Consider the following 16256-nt stretch of genomic DNA (forward strand, 5'->3'; position numbering starts at 1 on the left):
TCTTTGCAAATTATTTATTCTAGGCTTATATTTATGATACGATTTTTCATATTTTTTTTACTGATTACCTCCTCTTTTGCTGCCCATGTGGACAGATACCGGTGGAATAACGGAGAAACCTATCTGGATTTTTTACAAAATCACAATCTTCCGTTGCGACCGCTCTACTACAATCTTGACAAGGATGACCAAAGACTCACAGAGGAGATGCGTGCAGGCATTCATTATCAGATTTTAAAAGATGACAAAGAAGAGATAGAACAGATTTTACTGCCTTTGAATGATGAACTGCAAATCCATATATACAAAGATGACAAAAGCTACAAATTTGAAGCCATTCCCATTATAAGCACAACAAAAACAGAAGCTTTTTACACAACAATAACAAGTTCACCGATGTACAATATTTTAAAAGAAACAGGTTCCAAAAAACTGGCACAAATTTTTGTTGCCAGTTTCAAACACTCATTAAACTTTAAAAACGACATTCGCAAAGGCGATGAACTTGTCATGATTTATGAACAAAAATATCGTCTGGGAGAACCTTTTTCCATGCCTGCTTTAAAAGTCGCCATGATAGAGATGCACCATAAAAAACACTTTATCTACCTCAACAGTGACGGACGTTATTATGATGAAAAAGCCCATGAGGTCGAAGGATTTTTACTGGCCCGTCCGGTAAGGGGAGCCAGAATATCTTCTTATTTTACAAAAAGGAGATGGCACCCTGTACTGCATAAATGGAAGGCACATTTGGGCGTTGACTATGCTGCAAGACGCGGAACACCGGTTATTGCAGCGGGCAGAGGTGTCATTGTATGGGCTTCAAGAATGGGAAGCTATGGAAATTTGATAAAAATACGCCATGCTGACGGCTATGAAACACGCTATGCCCACTTAAAATCATTCCGCAGGGGTATTCACAGGGGCAAACGTGTAAAAAAAGGGCAGACTATAGGCTATGTCGGCTCTACAGGCCGCTCTACCGGACCACATCTGCATTTTGAACTCAGGAAAAGAGGACGTGCAATCAACCCGCTCAGAGTTGTACAGGTAACGACCAAAAAGCTCAAAGGCAAAGCAAAAAAAGCATTTTTACGATTAAAGAAAAACTATGATGAAAGTGTCAATCTTCACCTCAACAACAAAACAGCCTATAAAAAACGCCCGCCTTTTGAAAACATGTCCTATATTCATCTTTTACAAGGAAAAAAGCAATGGGTAAAATAACTTCCATAAAAGAGCTCAAAGAACCAAATTTTGTCAAACCGGTGGAAATAAACTACACACAAAACGGCAAAGAAAAAAGATGGGAAGCCGTACTTTCGCATGACAGTGTTGCCATACTGCTCTATCACACACAAAAAGATGCCTTTGTGCTTGTCAAACAGCTTCGCGCTACCGTGCTTAACAAAAATCAAAACAACGGTTACATGTATGAACTCTGTGCCGGCATTGTTGACAAAGAGTGTTCCATAGAGCAAATAGCCAAAGAGGAAATTTTGGAAGAGTGCGGATATGATCTGCCTGTGCAAAATCTGGAAAAAATCAGTGCTTTTTACACCAGTGTCGGCATATCGGGGACCTATCAGACACTCTACTATGCCGAAATTGACGAACATATGAAAATAAATGAAGGCGGTGGTCTTGAAGAGGAAGAAATCGAGGTCATTTACATCCCCGTATCTGAAGCAAAAAAGTTTATGTTTGATGAACGCTATCAAAAAACAACCGGTGTTTCTTTGGCTTTTTACTGGTTTTTTGATACAAAAAAGTCGGCACTACAGAAAAAAATTTAGTTTTTTTCCAAGTCATGCTTTAGCATAGAAAGTACCGATTCCGTAGTCATCCTCCCTCTCCAAACCCAAACTTCAGTCTGGGCTGTGCGGCATGAGAGTTCAAAAGATGAAGCAAAGACATCAGTCGGCACTGAAGTACCGATTCCGGGGTCATTCTTCCTCTCGGCATCGAGGCTTCAGTCTCAATGCCATTAAGTTAAGCGGCTTTTTCGGAACCCGTACTTCAGTGCGGACTTTGTGTCTTTCAAGACTAAGGCCTAGGTTCCAAAAGAATATCGAACTTTTTTCTTAACTTAATGGTATTGAGACTTTAGTCTTGGTTTTACTGCATTACAGCCAAAAATCCTTCGTATGAACTACCCAAACTCTATGGGGTCCATATCTATTTCTGCCAAAGCCACTTTAGCTTTTTTTACTGCTTTTATGATATCGGTGCTTTTATCAGCCCGCAAAAGTATCTCAAATCTGTACTTGTTCGCCACTTTTTCTATGGCACATTTTTTTGCACCGACAATTTCCACACCTTTACATGTAAGCAGATTTTCATGCATTTTTCGCATCTGTTCTTGTGCTTTTGCTCCGTTTTTATGGGCAAACAAAATACGACACAGTTTTTTATAAGGCGGGTAAAGTTCTTTTCTGAAAACCTTTTCTTCTTCCAAAAAATCTTCATATTTTTCTATATATGCTTTGAAAAAATCTTCATTGAAAGTCTGCACAATGACCTTTGCATCTTTTGCCCGTCCGCTTCGTCCGGCTACCTGAATCAAAGAAGCAAGCGCTTTTTCCCGCGCACGGTAATCACCCATGTTCAGCATGTTGTCCATACCCAAAACCACAGCCAAAGTGACTCCGTGATAATCATGCCCTTTTGAGAGCATTTGAGTGCCGACAAGAATATCACTCTCTTTGTCATTAAAACGCTTTAATGCTTTTTTGAGTTTATTCGCGGTTGTGATGACATCTCTGTCAAACTGTTCTATTTTTGTTTCTGGAAAAATTTCACTTAAAATTTTTGCCGCTTCTGCCGTTCCAAGTCTAGAACTGGACAAATTCTGACTGTGACACTCCGGACAGACTTGCGGTATAGCCTGCGTAAAATTACAATAGTGGCATTTAAGTGCGCGTGAATGCTGATGTACGCTCATACCGACACTGCAAAAGGCACATTTTACAGTATGCCCGCAGTCTTGACACTGCAAATATTTAAAATTGGCACGTGTGGGCAAAAAGACAATGGACTGCTCTTTTTTTTCAATAACTTCTTGCAAATTTTTCAGAATCAAAGGCGAAAGAGTTTCCGCACTTTTTTCATATATAAATTTTTTATCTGCACTGAAATGTCCCCCTTTGAGCCTAAAATGAGGAAATTTCACATAAGAGGTCAAAGAGGGTGTCGCACTGCCAAGCACTACGGGAACAGCATATAATTTTCCCATATATATGGCCAGATCTCTTGCATTGTATCGCGGTCTTGAAGATGACTTATAACTCTCATCATGCTCCTCATCTACAACAATGAGTCCCAGATTTTTGACAGGCAAAAAAAGAGCTGAACGGGCACCTGCAATGATTTTTGCTTCACCTGCATATATTTTTTCCAGTGCTTTTTTCTTTGCCAATGGGGTGAGTTTTGAATGCCACATCACAAAATCTTCACCAAAATGTTCTTTGAGACGTTTGGACATCTGCGGTGTCAGAGAGATTTCAGGCATTAAAAAGATGGATGTTTTTTCTTCTTGAATCATCTGTTCAAAGTATTTCATATAGACTTCTGTTTTTCCGCTGCCTGTATCGCCGAAAAGAAGGGAGACTTTGTGTTGTTTTAAGAAGGTGAGTGCTTTTTCCTGTTTTGATGAAAGTATAATTTTTGAGGTACTTTTTATGTTCTTATGACGTACAGCCCAGACTGAAGTCTGGGTTTCGAGGGCTGCGGCCTCAGTTTCATTTGCACCTGGAACCGCTACTTCAGTGCCGGCTGATTTATGCGGCAATATTAAAGCCAAAGCATCTCCGAGTGAGCAGATATAATAAGAGGCTATAAACTTTGCCAAAATGAGCTGTTTGTCTGAAAAACAAAATGCACTCACTTCCAAAATTTCATGTGTTTTAAAATCAGGCTGTTTACATGTAGCAATAACAACACCGTTGACTACTCTGTTTCTTACATGTACGCTGACACGGGTGCCGATTTCTATCTCTTGTTCTGAGTGATAGGTAAACTCACCAAGCGGTGAACCTATGAGTGCTATATTGTAGTAATTTATACGCAAATTTAAAAAGATTTATTTACACTATATGATATAGTACTAACTATCAATTTCGATTATTTGTTTTGTTCCGTATATTATTGTAGCTGCAAAAAGAACTGCTACTGCTACAATTGCAATTGTTGCCAAATCCATTTTATAAATCCTTTAATCTTTTTATATTCGAATGAATACTCCGTGATATTATAATAAATAAAGTCAAAAGAGAATTGTTATATTATTGGAAACATACAACCTTGATACACCTGCACCCAGTGTTAATATAATAGCGACTAGAATATTCAAATAACTCTTCAGTGCGCCAATATGCTCTTTTATCTCATCTATTTTAGCCATACTTAATTATACTCGAATTTCGATTAATTATTTAGTCTACAAGTTTATCGCAAATTGTATCTTGACCGGTATTTAAATCAAATCTACCTGTTGTAGGGCTATAGGTAAACGCACAATCTTTACCGCCGATTTTGTAGACATAATGCAAATAAGGCGGAGCATCGTCTGTTGTACTCCAATGTCCGTCAGTATCGCCGGCAGTTACACCGTACATCAGCAACTCTCTTGTTCCGTTTCCGTCAAAAAGAGTTGTACTGTTTTGACTCAAACCCGATATATAATCCGGATCGCCTTGAATAATATGTGCCTGTCTGTCTGTAATTATAGCAGAGCGTATAGAGGCAATATCTGCACGTCCTTTGCTTATCTGGGCATCTGTTCTTGTTGCAGCAAACTTGGGAATGGCAATACTTGCCAAGATACCCAACACAACAATGACAAAGACAAGCTCTATCATTGTAAAAGCGTTTTGCAACGAGTGCCCTTGGGCTGCCTGTTTTGATTTTTTCATAAACATATAACCTTTTTTCAATAAGTAACAGATGTTCCACGGAGTTTCATTGGGTATTGCGTGGCATCTATAGCACTTTGCAGTGCTGTACAGAGTGTATCACTGTTTGGGTTGCCAAAGAGAATTGTTAAATTATCATCATTTGGACCTGTCTGTATCTGTATTGTAGCACAATCATTCACAGAACCCACTTGAATAACTGCTTTTTTATCGGCTACAGAAATAATAGCTTCTCCTGTATTTTCCAAAGAAGATATAGCATTGGACATTACAGACAAATTATTTTCAGTTTTTGCTTTACTCATTGCATACGAAGCAATTTCAGATGCCCCTGTCATTATATTCATTGCTATTTTAGAGACTTCAGCATCATCTCTGGTTGCAGCCAGCCTCGGAAGTGCAACAGCTGCCAAAATACCTAAAATAACAATGACAAAAACCAATTCAATCATTGTAAAAGCGCTGTGAAAAGAATGTCTCTGAAATCTATTTTTCATCACTATTTATTCCTTAATAATATAAAAAAACTGGATTTGTTTATAATATCATAATTTTTATTATTTTAGTTTTAAAGTTTGGAGAGATTCTATAACTTAGATAGGTAATGGAATAAGAGCTTAAAGAAAATAAAAATATTTTACAGAAATTCCCAACTCATAAATTGAGAATATCTGCAATATTAATCAGTAGTAAATATTAATATACTATATTAGTACCACCGAATTGATGTGTCCCATTTAAATCTTTGGCCTCAACCGCAGTCTTTACATTAGCACAATAAGTTCCACCAGCACCAGTATAAGTTACTGTAATATTACCATCAGTTGCTGAAGTCCCCGTAGAAACACTATAACATTTAAGTTGCGTACAAGATGCTGAACTATTATCTTCTGTTCCTGTTGCTGTATAAGCATTACCCGCATCATTTATACATGTAGCAATATTTGTAAGCTCCGTTGAAGCTTTCGCATCATCACGCGTAGCTGCAAGCTTTGGAATGGCAACTGCTGCCAAAATACCTAAAATAACGATAACGAAGATCAATTCGATCATTGTAAAACCAGCTCTTTTCATAAGAACTCCTTATATTTTTAAAAATTGGATTACACTGGTAATCTTAGAAAACATTATGGACCTATTTTCATTAAAGTTTGCTTAATCTGATTGTTTTCAATTTAAACGAGGCATTGCCCGCACTAAAGTACGGATTCCGGGAGGGAATGATTTAGGAACCGGTATTGTAATGCCGGCTGATAAAATATTTGGAATAAAAGTTGCTTATTATCTGTTATTACATGTAAACAAGGAGTCATTGATGAGCATTGAAATTTCCAAAACCCATTCTCTTTTAACGAAAGCGATGGACTATCGTGTTGCACGTCAGGATATGATAGCATCAAATATTGCCAATGCGGACACGCCTTATTACAAACCGAGAGATATCAGCTTTGAAGATGCTTTGATTGCACAAAAAAATACCCTTTATCAGGACAATACACATCAGTTGAAAATGGCTCGTACCAATGCCAATCATTTGGCGCCAAAAGAAGAGACAAGCGATCTCAAACCCACACTCTTTTTCAGAGACGGACATATGGCTCGCAATGACGGCAACTCTGTCGATATAGATGTGGAAACAACCGAAATGAGCAAGAACTCCATTATGTTTAATGCCATTGTCATGGCAGCCAAAAAAGATGCAGGCATTTTCAAAAGTGTCATAGATGCTTCTGCAAAAGTAAATTAAGGATAGACAACCATGAGTAACTTTCTCAACAGTTTTGATATCAGCGGATACGGACTCTCAGCCCAAAGAGTCCGTGTCAATGTCATTTCAAGCAATATAGCCAATGCCCAGACAACAAGAACAGAAGAAGGCGGACCCTATCGTCGCAAAGAGGTTGTTTTTAAAGCAGTAAACTTTAATGATGTATACAACAAAGCCCTGGGTGGGACTGCACAAAGTGCCAAATATCAAGACCCTTTGAATGAAGGGCAATTTGGACAAAAGGTAAATCCTGCTATAATGAGTGTAGTAGTTGACAAAATTGTAAGAGACGACAGCAAACCTCTTATGAAATTTGAGCCAAACAACCCGGATGCAGATGCAAACGGATATGTGGCATATCCAAATATTAATCCTGTTGTGGAAATGTCCGATTTGGTAGAGGCAACACGCTCCTACCAGGCAAATGTTGCGGCATTTCAAAGTGCAAAGGATATGGCAAACGCTGCCATATCACTGTTACAGTAAAAAAGGAAGTGAAAGATTATGAACAACATTAATAATATTTCCGGTGCTTCAACAGCAGACCTTTTAAAACAAAAAGGCAGTACTGAAAAAACCGGTGGCGAAGCTTTTGCTCAGCAGTTAAAATCAGCCCTCAATGAGGTTAATGAGATTCAAAAAGAGAGCGAAGAAGCTATAGCCGATTTGGCAACAGGCCAGGTAAAAGATCTCCATCAGGCAGCTCTTGCAATCGGCAAAGCAGAAACAAGTATGAAACTTATGTTAGAGATTCGAAACAAAGCATTAAATGCCTACAAAGAGATTGGCAGAACACAATTATAATCTGCCTCTGCACATAATAACTTCATGGTAAACCGTAACAAAAGTAAAAAAATATTCCTTCTTTATGTCCTTATTTCTCTTGCTTTTGCGGTTTTTTTAAGCGTTATGCTTCTCACTGCCACAAAATCACGCCGTATGCCCTCTTTGTATGCAACAGAAAGCTCAAAAGCACAACGTGGCAGTATCATCAGTGCAGACGGTTTTCACATAGCTACAACAAAAAAACTCTATAAAGCAGTTGTCAATACCAGATACATCGACCCTGATAAAAAAGAGTTATTTGTCAAGCTTTTCAGTATTTACTCAGGTATGACACCAAAGGCCATTGAAAAAAGACTCTCCAAACGCAAAGGTGTTGTCGTTTTGAGTTATAATGTGCCACAAATAAAAGCACATTATCTCAAAACACTCGCGAGAGAACTGCGACGCTTTAAAGTATTTTTAGAGTTAAAAAACCCGGCAACAGGGCTTCGTTCTGTGCATGGGCTCAGCATACTTGAGAGCGGGGAAAGCCGGGAGTATCCTTATGGAACACTGCTTACTCCTGTTATAGGCTATCCGCATAAAATAGAAGAAGACGGATATACCTCCATCAAAGGAGTCAAAGGACTTGAAAAAAGATTTGACAACGAACTCTCACCCAGACAGGACGGCTACAGCAGAGGCAAACGTGATGTAAACAGCTACATTATTTTAAATAAAGAGAGCTTTACCAAACCAAAAATAAACGGGCTTGACATTAAACTGACCATTCCGGTTTCTTTTCAAATACGCATAGAAAAGATGCTTGACAGTATGAAAAAAGAACTCCGTGCAAAAGAGGTTATGATTGCTATTATGGACTCCAAAACAGGTGATGTCTATGCTATAGCCAGTTCCAACAGATATTTGCCAAAAAAGATTAGACGCAGGGACTATCCCTCTCTCAACAGTTCTATGATAGAGTACAGTTTTGAGCCGGGAAGTGTTCTGAAACCTATCACTTTTGCCCTGCTCCTGGAACACAAACTTGTGAATCCCTATGATTTGGTAAACGGACATAACGGACGCTTTAAAATAGGGAGAAAGGTTATTACTGACGAGCACAGATTTGACTGGCTTTCGGCTGAGAATGTTATAGTCTACTCTTCAAATATCGGTATAGCCCAACTGGCACAAAGACTCTCCGGGTATGACTTTTATCAAGGGCTGAAAAAATTTGGCTTTGCAAGCAAATCCACACCTGATTTGATTTATGAAAGAAAAGGTTCTGTTCCAAGTGCCAAACGGCTTGAAAATGAAATATACAAAGCTACCTGTGCCTATGGTTACGGCATCCGTGCAAATCTTATGCAACTGCTCCGTGCCTACAGTGCTTTTAACAATAACGGGCGTATGGTAAAACCTAAACTTGTCAAAAGTTTTATAGATGAACACGGCACTGTAAAAGAACTCGGTTATGAGGAGAGTGTGCAGGTTATAAAAAGTGCAACTGCCAAAAGAATGAATAAAATTTTACTCAAAACCGTGAATGAAGGCACCGGAAAAAAAGCCATCACAAAAGGATTGCAAATCGGTGGAAAAACAGGAACTGCGCACATTGTTGAAAAAGGACAGTATGTAAGGAAATACAACACCGCTTTTATGGGATTCGCCAATGACAAAAAGCACAAATACACTATAGGTGTTATTGTTATACAGCCTAAAAAAAGCCAGTTTGCAGCCCAAACTGCTGTTCCTGTCTTTAAAAAAGCGGTTGATATTATGATAGAAGAGGGTTATTTAGAGCCAAATATTGTCAAGTAGCCTTGTTTCACCTACAATCGCCTCCACAAGAATAACAGTATTGCCGATTTGTACTTTCTTTATTACTTCAAAGTCACGATTAAGTACTTCTACATATTTTACTTCCAAAGGAGACAAGATAGCGTGCATCTCCTCTTTAATTTTTACAGTATCCAAAATATTTTTACTGATTAGCTTTGAAGCTGCATATAAAGACTTTGGAATCTTTAAGGCTTCTTCCCTTTGTGCCTTTGAAAGATATACATTTCTGCTGCTGAGTGCCAGTCCATCATTATCGCGAACGATATCTACAGGAACAATTTCAACATCCATGAAAAACTGTTTTACCATGAGACTTATCAGGTTAAGCTGTTGTGCATCTTTTTTTCCAAAGTAGGCTCTTGTCGGAGAGACAATATTGAGCAGTTTCATAACAACTCTCAAAACACCGCTGAAATGCCCCGGTCTTGTTGCCCCTTCTAAAACATATCCACGTACATTAGGCGCACAGATTTTCACTTCATCCTTACTGTATATATCTGAAGCAGTTGGGAAAAAAAGAATATCTACGCCTGCCAATTCACATATTTTCTTATCAGCATCATCTTTTTTCGGATATTTGTCTAAATCTTCACCTGCCAAAAACTGTGCAGGATTGACAAAGACAGAAACTACCACTGTTTCATTCTCTTGTCTTGCGCGTTTTATCAAAGCAATATGCCCTTCATGCAAAGCACCCATGGTAGGCACAAAACCTACGGTTTTATTTTCATCTTTTAAGTATTGTTTTAATGCCAAAGGATTTGATATAATCTTCATTTTAAGCCCTGATATAATATAATCGCAATTATAACAAATTTAATGCCCCCTAAGTGATGGAATATGGATAACTACGAATACACAGAACTTTTAAAAAATATTGATGCAAAAATGAAAAACATTACCGAGGTTGTCGAACCGGAAAAAATCCACAAGAGACTCAAAGAGATTGAGACTATGGAAAATGACCAGGATTTTTGGAACGATGCTGCTTATGCCGCAAAAATACAAAAAGAAAAAACTCAGCTTCAAAGAAAACTTGACAAATACAATACTGCCAAAAATGCTGTTGATGACGCAAAAGAACTTTATGAAATGGCTAAAGAAGAGAATGATACAGAATCACTCGAAGCACTTTACGAAGATGCGCCAAATTTGGAAAAACAGATTCGTGATATGGAAATTGAAGTCCTGCTAAGAGGTGAAACCGATGCCAATAATGCCATTCTTTCTATTCATCCCGGTGCCGGAGGAACAGAGTCCCAGGACTGGGCAGAGATGCTGCTGAGAATGTATAAACGCTGGGCAGAGCGGCGCGGTTTCAAAGTAGAAGTTTTGGATTACCAGGCAGGAGATGAAGCAGGCATCAAAGATGTCTCCATACTTATAAAGGGGGAGAATGCCTATGGGTATCTCAAGGTTGAAAACGGTATTCACAGACTTGTAAGAATTTCACCGTTTGATTCCAATGCCAAACGTCATACCTCTTTTGCCTCTGTTATGGTCTCTCCCGAAATTGATGATGATATAGACATTACCATAGAAGACAAAGACATACGCATTGACACCTACCGCTCAAGCGGTGCGGGCGGACAGCATGTTAACAAAACCGAATCTGCCATACGCCTAACCCATATCGCCACAGGTGTTGTCGTACAGTGCCAAAATGACAGAAGCCAGCACAAAAACAAAGCAACAGCGATGAAAATGCTCAAATCCCGCCTCTATGAATTAGAACTTGAAGAACAAAAAGCAAAAGAAGCAGGTATCGCCAAAAGTGAAATAGGCTGGGGACATCAGATACGCTCCTATGTTATGCAGCCTTACCAGCAAATCAAAGACACAAGAAGCAATGAAGCCTACTCTAATGTCTCTGGTATCCTTGACGGAGATATTGATACAATGATTGAAGGTGTTTTAATAGCTATGAACCGTACTTAGTCTTGCTCTTTTTTTATAAAACTGTAGCCTAGAAACAATACTCCAAGCAGCATTGCAAAAATCGTAAGATACTTTTTTTGCTGTTGCTGTGCACTTACTAAAGACTCCCTGAAAGTGGCTATGTCCGGTTTAGCTTTTTTTACACCTGGTACATGCCCGGATACACTGGCTTCAATTCTTGCAACATTGGCTGCAGCTACCTCATTTGCACTCATTGCGATTTTGGGTGTCGTCCAAAAATGTACTGCAAAACCGATAAAAAACATGAATATGCCAACTGACCTTAAAATAACAATCTTATGTTTTAAAAAAAATTCCATCTTCTCTCTTTTTCTTTTGCTGTTTCTAAAGCAAATTATGTCAAAATCCCGGTATGAATCTACTTAAAGAATTTTTACTTGATGATACGTGCTCCTATCTGAGCGGCAAAAAACAAACTACACACTATAAAGTGATCAACAACTGTGACTCCAAATCTTGTGAAGCCCTGATTGAACGAGGATACCGTCGTTTTGGAAAAATGTACTTTAGACCCATATGCACTACATGTACAGAATGCCAGAGTATTAAAATTGATGTAGAAAACTATGCATTCAGCAAATCTGCAAAAAGAGTTATCAAAAAATCCAAAGATATTACTTCTTACATACAGGTACCGAGTGTAACCCAGGAGCACCTTGAACTGTTTGAAAAGTACCATCTTTATATGCATGATAAAAAAGGGTGGGACTACTCTGCGACAACTGCACAGCACTACTATAACTCTTTTGTCACAGGCCATGCTGACTTTGGCTATGAAGTACTGTATTATGATCAGCAAAAGCTCATTGCAGTAGATTTGATAGATATTCTTGAAAACGGAATATCATCAATCTATTTTTATTATGATCCTGATTATGCCCAGTACTCCTTAGGTAAACTCTCCCTGTATAATCAGATAAAATATGCTAAAAATACAAACAAAAAATGGATATATTTGGGGTACTATGTAGAAGGATGCCCTTCTCTTTCTTATAAAGCCCAGTATACTCCTTACCTCACGCTTCAAGGCAGACCGCACGAACACGAAAAATTTATATGGTCTTAGAGAGCTCTTTTTTTTGTTCTTCTCTAATTTGTAACTTTTTCTTTTGTACTTCTTTGTTAAGTTGCTCTTCCAGTTTTTGCTGTTCGAGTTTGTCTTTTTTTCTGATTCTTTGAATTTTTTCCAATTCTCGTTCTTTTTTTCGTTGCAGCAGGCTTTTTTTACGCTCTTTTTTTGCCTGTAGTTTTTTATCTTCATCCAAATATTTTTGTATTATTCCTGTTGTATTGACATCATCAGAATGTGCAAAATAGTAATCGAGTATCTTGCTTTTACTTCTTTTTTCATCAATCAGTCCGCTGTTTGCCAGTTTTGTGAAAAGTTTTGAATTTTCATTTTCGATTGCCAAATCCAAATTTCTTTTGACAGAGCGTACAAAAAAATCATTTGTTCGTGAAAGTTCTCTTAATCTGTTTAGATAGCGCATCTTGTCTTTAACCGCTCCCTCATCCAATGAAAAACCCTCTTTTTTCAACTTTTTGACAGCAGTAGCATACTCTTGTATTTTCTTTTCGTACGGTGCGTACTCATCTATATTTGCAAGCTTCTGAATTTTATCTACATTATTGTAAACAATATCACCAAGCGCAGAAAAAGCTTTTGGATTTTGTGCCGCAAGCAGTGTAACGAGTATAAGTAAAAGTAGTATTTTATGCATTCAAATCAGCCTGAAAAATTTTTACCATTATAACAGAATTTTATTTTTAAAAGAAGAAAGACTCCTCTCTCGTTAAAGAGAGAAGAAAGGAGAGTTTGTGACGAAAATACTATCCGTTACGTTTTTTCTGAATCTCTTCAGCTATATTTCTTGGAACTTCTTCATAATGATCAAATTCCATTGCATATGTTGCACGTCCCTGAGTTGCAGAACGAAGGTCGGTTGAGTAACCGAACATTTCGGCAAGTGGAACAAAAGCATCAATAATTTTGTTACCGGCACGGTCACTCATATTGTTTACCTGTCCGCGTCTACGGTTCAAGTCACCGATAACATCACCCATATACTCTTCAGGAACTTCAACTTCAACTTTCATCATCGGCTCAAGTATAGCAGCATCTGCTTTACGACAGGCTTCTTTAAATCCCATTGAAGCAGCGAGTTTAAACGCCATTTCATTTGAATCCACATCATGGTAAGAACCGTCATACAGTGTAACATCAATATCTTCCATAGGATAACCCGCAAGAACACCTGCCTGCATCGCTTCTTCACAACCTTTTTCAACAGCAGGAATATATTCTCTTGGAACAGTTCCCCCTTTGATTTCGTTGTGAAATACAAAACCAGAATCAGGCTCACCCGGCTTCACTTTCAAGAATACATGACCAAACTGACCACGACCGCCAGACTGTTTTGCATACTTGTATTCCTGGTTGACTTCTTTCTTGATTGTTTCACGGTAAGAAACCTGCGGAGCACCGACTTCTGCTTCAACTTTGAATTCACGTTTCATTCTGTCAACAAGAATTTCAAGGTGTAACTCACCCATTCCTGAAATAATAGTCTGACCTGTTTCATCATCAGTGTGTACTCTGAAAGACGGATCTTCCGCAGCAAGTTTACCTAGAGCTATACCCATTTTTTCCTGGTCAGCTTTTGTTTTTGGCTCAACCGCAACAGAGATAACCGGCTCAGGGAAATCCATTCTTTCCAGTACAACTTTCTCAGCAGGATCACATAAAGTATCACCGGTAGTTGTTGATTTTAGTCCGACAACGGCACCGATTTCACCGGCATATATCTCTTTGATCTCTTCACGCTTGATAGCATGCATTTTCAAGATACGGCCGATACGCTCTTTTTTGTCTTTTGTCGTGTTGTGTACGTACGAGCCTGATTCTAAAGAACCGCGGTATACACGGATAAATGTAAGAACACCCACAAACGGGTCAGTCATAATTTTGAAAGCAAGTGAAGCAAAAGGGCCGTCATCAGTTGATTCAACAACAACTTCTTTCTCTTCATCATCCATCATAGTACCCATGATTGGCGGTGCTTCAACCGGTGAAGGAAGATAGTCAACAACAGCGTCAAGCAGAGTCTGAACACCTTTGTTTTTAAATGCAGTACCCGGAGTCATCGGAACAACAGCCATGCCGATTGTTGCAGATTTGATAGCCGCTTTGATCTCTTCTTCAGAAATTTCTTCGCCTTCAAGGAATTTTTCAGCAAAATCATCATTGCCTTCAACTTCAGCTAAAGTCTCAAGCATTTTTTCTCTGTATTCGTCTGCAATTTCCTGTAACTCAGGACGAATATCCTGTACATGGTAGTTTGAACCCATCGCAGCATCTTCATCCCAGACAATCTCTTTCATTTTAACTAAATCAACAACACCTTCAAACTTGTCTTCAGCACCGATAGGCAGCTGAAAAGGCATAGGATTCCCTTTAAGACGATCACGAATCTGACGCTCAACTTCATAAAAGTCTGCACCTGTTCTGTCCATCTTGTTAACAAAAACAATAGATGGAACTTTATAACGATTACGTTGTCTCCAAACTGTTTCTGATTGTGGTTGTACCCCACCAACAGCACAGAATACTGAAACAGCACCGTCAAGTACACGCATAGAACGCTCAACTTCAATAGTAAAGTCAACGTGGCCCGGAGTATCGATAATATTTATCTGTTTTCCGTTCCACTCACAGGTAGTCGCAGCAGAAGTAATCGTAATACCACGCTCCTGCTCTTGTTCCATCCAGTCCATAGTAGCAGCCCCGTCATGGACCTCACCGATTTTATGCTCAACACCAGTATAGAAAAGAATTCTTTCTGTTGTTGTCGTTTTACCCGCATCAATATGTGCAGCAATACCGATGTTTCTTACATCTTCTAATTTATGACTTCTTGGCATATGTTATCCTGTTACCATCTGTAATGAGCAAATGCTTTATTAGCTTCTGCCATTTTATATGTATCTTCTTTTTTCTTAAATGCTGCACCTTTGTCACTTGCAGCATCCATAAATTCATTTGCTAATCTCTCAGCCATTGTTCTTTCATTACGTTTACGAGCTGCATCTACCAACCATCTAATTGCAAGAGATTGTTGACGCACCGGGCGTACTTCTACTGGAACTTGATAAGTAGCACCACCGACACGGCGACTTTTAACCTCTATAATAGGTTTAATATTCTCAATAGCTTCATTAAATGTATCTATTCCTGATTTTTCTCCACGAGAGCTAATGATATCCATTGCACTGTAGATGATTTTTTCAGCTGTAGATTTTTTACCATCTAACATAATTTTATTTATAAATTTCGTTAAAATTTTGCTTCCATAAACTGGATCTGGCATAATTTCACGAACGGGAGCTTTTCTTCTTCTCATTTGTAATTTTCCTTACTTCAATTTTTTTCAAAATTTACTCAAAATTAATCACTTAAGATTAATCCTGTAGCTATTTTTGAATATAGTTAAAAAAATAATCTCAGATTATTTTTTTGGTTTTTTAGTTCCGTATTTAGAACGGGCAACCATACGGTTAGCAACACCGGCAGTATCAAGTGCACCACGAACGATATGATACTTCACACCCGGTAAATCTTTAATACGACCGCCACGTACAAGAACGATTGAGTGTTCTTGAAGGTTGTGACCTTCACCACCGATATATGAAATAACTTCAAAACCGGAAGTTAATCTGACTTTGGCAACTTTTCTTAAAGCCGAGTTAGGTTTTTTAGGTGTAGTTGTGTAAACACGTGTACATACACCACGACGCTGTGGACATGAGTCAAGAGCAGGTGATTTTGATTTTTTAATCACACGTTTACGCTCTTTACGAATCAATTGATTGATTGTAGGCATACAATTCCTTTTTTCTTAAATTTTCCAGTAGAATAAAACTCACTAAAAATTTTAGAGAGTTATAGACACGAAATAATACAAAAATTGTAATTAAAGTTAGCTTATTTTAAGGAATTATTAAAG

At 38.4% G+C, this 16256-nt stretch carries 19 protein-coding genes; 8 read left to right on the plus strand and 11 right to left on the minus strand.

Annotation, left to right across the window (positions count from 1 at the left end; translation table 11 throughout):
* Nucleotides 1-33 precede the first annotated feature (33 nt).
* Nucleotides 34-1230 (plus strand): peptidoglycan DD-metalloendopeptidase family protein, encoded by a 1197-nt coding sequence (locus ETP70_RS10480; protein ID WP_151901131.1) that lies wholly within the window; start codon nucleotides 34-36, stop codon nucleotides 1228-1230.
* Nucleotides 1218-1799 carry an NUDIX domain-containing protein gene (locus ETP70_RS10485; RefSeq protein WP_151901132.1) on the plus strand — a complete coding sequence of 194 codons (582 nt, stop codon included), beginning with the start codon at nucleotides 1218-1220 and terminating at the stop codon, nucleotides 1797-1799. The genes ETP70_RS10480 and ETP70_RS10485 overlap by 13 nt, the downstream gene beginning before the upstream one ends.
* 356 nt (nucleotides 1800-2155) lie before the next feature.
* Here ETP70_RS10485 and ETP70_RS10490 read toward each other — a convergent pair whose 3' ends face one another.
* From ETP70_RS10490 to ETP70_RS10505, 5 genes are all read right to left on the minus strand, one after another.
* Nucleotides 2156-4066: a primosomal protein N' gene (locus tag ETP70_RS10490; RefSeq protein ID WP_151901556.1), complete on the minus strand. Its 1911-nt coding sequence runs from the start codon at nucleotides 4064-4066 to the stop codon at nucleotides 2156-2158.
* Between the two features lie 201 nt (nucleotides 4067-4267).
* Nucleotides 4268-4405 (minus strand): hypothetical protein, encoded by a 138-nt coding sequence (locus ETP70_RS12440; protein WP_188109986.1) that lies wholly within the window; start codon nucleotides 4403-4405, stop codon nucleotides 4268-4270.
* Between the two features lie 31 nt (nucleotides 4406-4436).
* The gene (locus tag ETP70_RS10495; protein ID WP_151901133.1) at nucleotides 4437-4916 is read right to left on the minus strand and encodes a type II secretion system protein; all 480 of its coding nucleotides are present in this window, start codon (nucleotides 4914-4916) and stop codon (nucleotides 4437-4439) included.
* Between the two features lie 17 nt (nucleotides 4917-4933).
* A complete protein-coding gene (locus ETP70_RS10500; RefSeq protein WP_151901134.1) occupies nucleotides 4934-5413 on the minus strand; it encodes a type II secretion system protein in 480 nt (159 codons plus the stop codon).
* 199 nt (nucleotides 5414-5612) lie between these two features.
* The gene (locus ETP70_RS10505) at nucleotides 5613-5990 is read right to left on the minus strand and encodes a type II secretion system protein (RefSeq protein ID WP_151901135.1); all 378 of its coding nucleotides are present in this window, start codon (nucleotides 5988-5990) and stop codon (nucleotides 5613-5615) included.
* A 241-nt stretch (nucleotides 5991-6231) separates the two neighbouring features.
* Here ETP70_RS10505 and flgB point away from each other — a divergent pair, with 241 nt between their 5' ends.
* The 4 genes from flgB to ETP70_RS10525 are packed head-to-tail and all read left to right on the plus strand — an operon-like array spanning nucleotide 6232 to nucleotide 9273.
* Nucleotides 6232-6663 carry a flagellar basal body rod protein FlgB gene (gene flgB / locus ETP70_RS10510; RefSeq protein ID WP_151901136.1) on the plus strand — a complete coding sequence of 144 codons (432 nt, stop codon included), beginning with the start codon at nucleotides 6232-6234 and terminating at the stop codon, nucleotides 6661-6663.
* A gap of 12 nt (nucleotides 6664-6675) precedes the next feature.
* Nucleotides 6676-7170, plus strand: a complete 495-nt coding sequence (gene flgC / locus ETP70_RS10515; protein WP_151901137.1) for a flagellar basal body rod protein FlgC — start codon at nucleotides 6676-6678, stop codon at nucleotides 7168-7170.
* Nucleotides 7171-7188: 18 nt separating this feature from the next.
* Nucleotides 7189-7488 carry a flagellar hook-basal body complex protein FliE gene (gene fliE, locus ETP70_RS10520; RefSeq protein WP_151901138.1) on the plus strand — a complete coding sequence of 100 codons (300 nt, stop codon included), beginning with the start codon at nucleotides 7189-7191 and terminating at the stop codon, nucleotides 7486-7488.
* 24 nt (nucleotides 7489-7512) lie between these two features.
* The gene (locus ETP70_RS10525; protein WP_151901139.1) at nucleotides 7513-9273 is read left to right on the plus strand and encodes a peptidoglycan D,D-transpeptidase FtsI family protein; all 1761 of its coding nucleotides are present in this window, start codon (nucleotides 7513-7515) and stop codon (nucleotides 9271-9273) included.
* Here the strand turns inward: ETP70_RS10525 and panC are convergent.
* Entirely contained in the window at nucleotides 9250-10071 is an 822-nt protein-coding gene (gene panC, locus ETP70_RS10530) for a pantoate--beta-alanine ligase (protein WP_151901140.1), read from the minus strand. The two genes, ETP70_RS10525 and panC, sit on opposite strands and share 24 nt — an antisense overlap.
* 63 nt (nucleotides 10072-10134) lie before the next feature.
* Here panC and prfB point away from each other — a divergent pair, with 63 nt between their 5' ends.
* Complete coding sequence (gene prfB, locus ETP70_RS10535; RefSeq protein WP_151901141.1) at nucleotides 10135-11232, plus strand: peptide chain release factor 2; 1098 nt, start codon at nucleotides 10135-10137, stop codon at nucleotides 11230-11232.
* On the opposite strand, the gene ETP70_RS10540 is transcribed toward prfB, so the two are convergent.
* A complete protein-coding gene (locus ETP70_RS10540) occupies nucleotides 11229-11552 on the minus strand; it encodes a hypothetical protein (protein ID WP_151901142.1) in 324 nt (107 codons plus the stop codon). The two genes, prfB and ETP70_RS10540, sit on opposite strands and share 4 nt — an antisense overlap.
* A 53-nt stretch (nucleotides 11553-11605) precedes the next feature.
* Here ETP70_RS10540 and ETP70_RS10545 point away from each other — a divergent pair, with 53 nt between their 5' ends.
* Complete coding sequence (locus ETP70_RS10545) at nucleotides 11606-12319, plus strand: arginyltransferase (protein WP_151901143.1); 714 nt, start codon at nucleotides 11606-11608, stop codon at nucleotides 12317-12319.
* On the opposite strand, the gene ETP70_RS10550 is transcribed toward ETP70_RS10545, so the two are convergent.
* From ETP70_RS10550 to rpsL, 4 genes are all read right to left on the minus strand, one after another.
* Nucleotides 12306-12974, minus strand: coding sequence for a hypothetical protein (locus ETP70_RS10550; protein WP_151901144.1), 669 nt, complete (start codon nucleotides 12972-12974; stop codon nucleotides 12306-12308). The genes ETP70_RS10545 and ETP70_RS10550 overlap by 14 nt on opposite strands.
* A gap of 109 nt (nucleotides 12975-13083) precedes the next feature.
* Nucleotides 13084-15174, minus strand: a complete 2091-nt coding sequence (gene fusA, locus ETP70_RS10555) for an elongation factor G (protein WP_151901145.1) — start codon at nucleotides 15172-15174, stop codon at nucleotides 13084-13086.
* Between the two features lie 11 nt (nucleotides 15175-15185).
* On the minus strand, nucleotides 15186-15653 hold the full coding sequence (gene rpsG, locus ETP70_RS10560; RefSeq protein ID WP_151901146.1) for a 30S ribosomal protein S7: 468 nt from the start codon (nucleotides 15651-15653) through the stop codon (nucleotides 15186-15188).
* Nucleotides 15654-15758: 105 nt separating this feature from the next.
* Nucleotides 15759-16133 carry a 30S ribosomal protein S12 gene (gene rpsL, locus ETP70_RS10565; protein ID WP_151901147.1) on the minus strand — a complete coding sequence of 125 codons (375 nt, stop codon included), beginning with the start codon at nucleotides 16131-16133 and terminating at the stop codon, nucleotides 15759-15761.
* Nucleotides 16134-16256: the final 123 nt, after the last annotated feature.

Source organism: Sulfurimonas hydrogeniphila (assembly GCF_009068765.1).
GTDB classification, from domain to species: domain Bacteria; phylum Campylobacterota; class Campylobacteria; order Campylobacterales; family Sulfurimonadaceae; genus Sulfurimonas; species Sulfurimonas hydrogeniphila.

Bases quoted from the DNA above. Each gene is read 5' to 3' on its own strand.
- ETP70_RS10480 (WP_151901131.1), top strand. From the start codon at position 34: ATGATACGATTTTTCATATTTTTTTTACTGATTACCTCCTCTTTTGCT.
- ETP70_RS10485 (WP_151901132.1), top strand. From the start codon at position 1,218: ATGGGTAAAATAACTTCCATAAAAGAGCTCAAAGAACCAAATTTTGTC.
- ETP70_RS12440 (WP_188109986.1), bottom strand. From the start codon at position 4,405: ATGGCTAAAATAGATGAGATAAAAGAGCATATTGGCGCACTGAAGAGT.
- ETP70_RS10495 (WP_151901133.1), bottom strand. From the start codon at position 4,916: ATGAAAAAATCAAAACAGGCAGCCCAAGGGCACTCGTTGCAAAACGCT.
- ETP70_RS10500 (WP_151901134.1), bottom strand. From the start codon at position 5,413: ATGAAAAATAGATTTCAGAGACATTCTTTTCACAGCGCTTTTACAATG.
- ETP70_RS10505 (WP_151901135.1), bottom strand. From the start codon at position 5,990: ATGAAAAGAGCTGGTTTTACAATGATCGAATTGATCTTCGTTATCGTT.
- flgB (WP_151901136.1), top strand. From the start codon at position 6,232: ATGAGCATTGAAATTTCCAAAACCCATTCTCTTTTAACGAAAGCGATG.
- flgC (WP_151901137.1), top strand. From the start codon at position 6,676: ATGAGTAACTTTCTCAACAGTTTTGATATCAGCGGATACGGACTCTCA.
- fliE (WP_151901138.1), top strand. From the start codon at position 7,189: ATGAACAACATTAATAATATTTCCGGTGCTTCAACAGCAGACCTTTTA.
- ETP70_RS10525 (WP_151901139.1), top strand. From the start codon at position 7,513: ATGGTAAACCGTAACAAAAGTAAAAAAATATTCCTTCTTTATGTCCTT.
- panC (WP_151901140.1), bottom strand. From the start codon at position 10,071: ATGAAGATTATATCAAATCCTTTGGCATTAAAACAATACTTAAAAGAT.
- prfB (WP_151901141.1), top strand. From the start codon at position 10,135: ATGGATAACTACGAATACACAGAACTTTTAAAAAATATTGATGCAAAA.
- ETP70_RS10540 (WP_151901142.1), bottom strand. From the start codon at position 11,552: ATGGAATTTTTTTTAAAACATAAGATTGTTATTTTAAGGTCAGTTGGC.
- ETP70_RS10545 (WP_151901143.1), top strand. From the start codon at position 11,606: ATGAATCTACTTAAAGAATTTTTACTTGATGATACGTGCTCCTATCTG.
- ETP70_RS10550 (WP_151901144.1), bottom strand. From the start codon at position 12,974: ATGCATAAAATACTACTTTTACTTATACTCGTTACACTGCTTGCGGCA.
- fusA (WP_151901145.1), bottom strand. From the start codon at position 15,174: ATGCCAAGAAGTCATAAATTAGAAGATGTAAGAAACATCGGTATTGCT.
- rpsG (WP_151901146.1), bottom strand. From the start codon at position 15,653: ATGAGAAGAAGAAAAGCTCCCGTTCGTGAAATTATGCCAGATCCAGTT.
- rpsL (WP_151901147.1), bottom strand. From the start codon at position 16,133: ATGCCTACAATCAATCAATTGATTCGTAAAGAGCGTAAACGTGTGATT.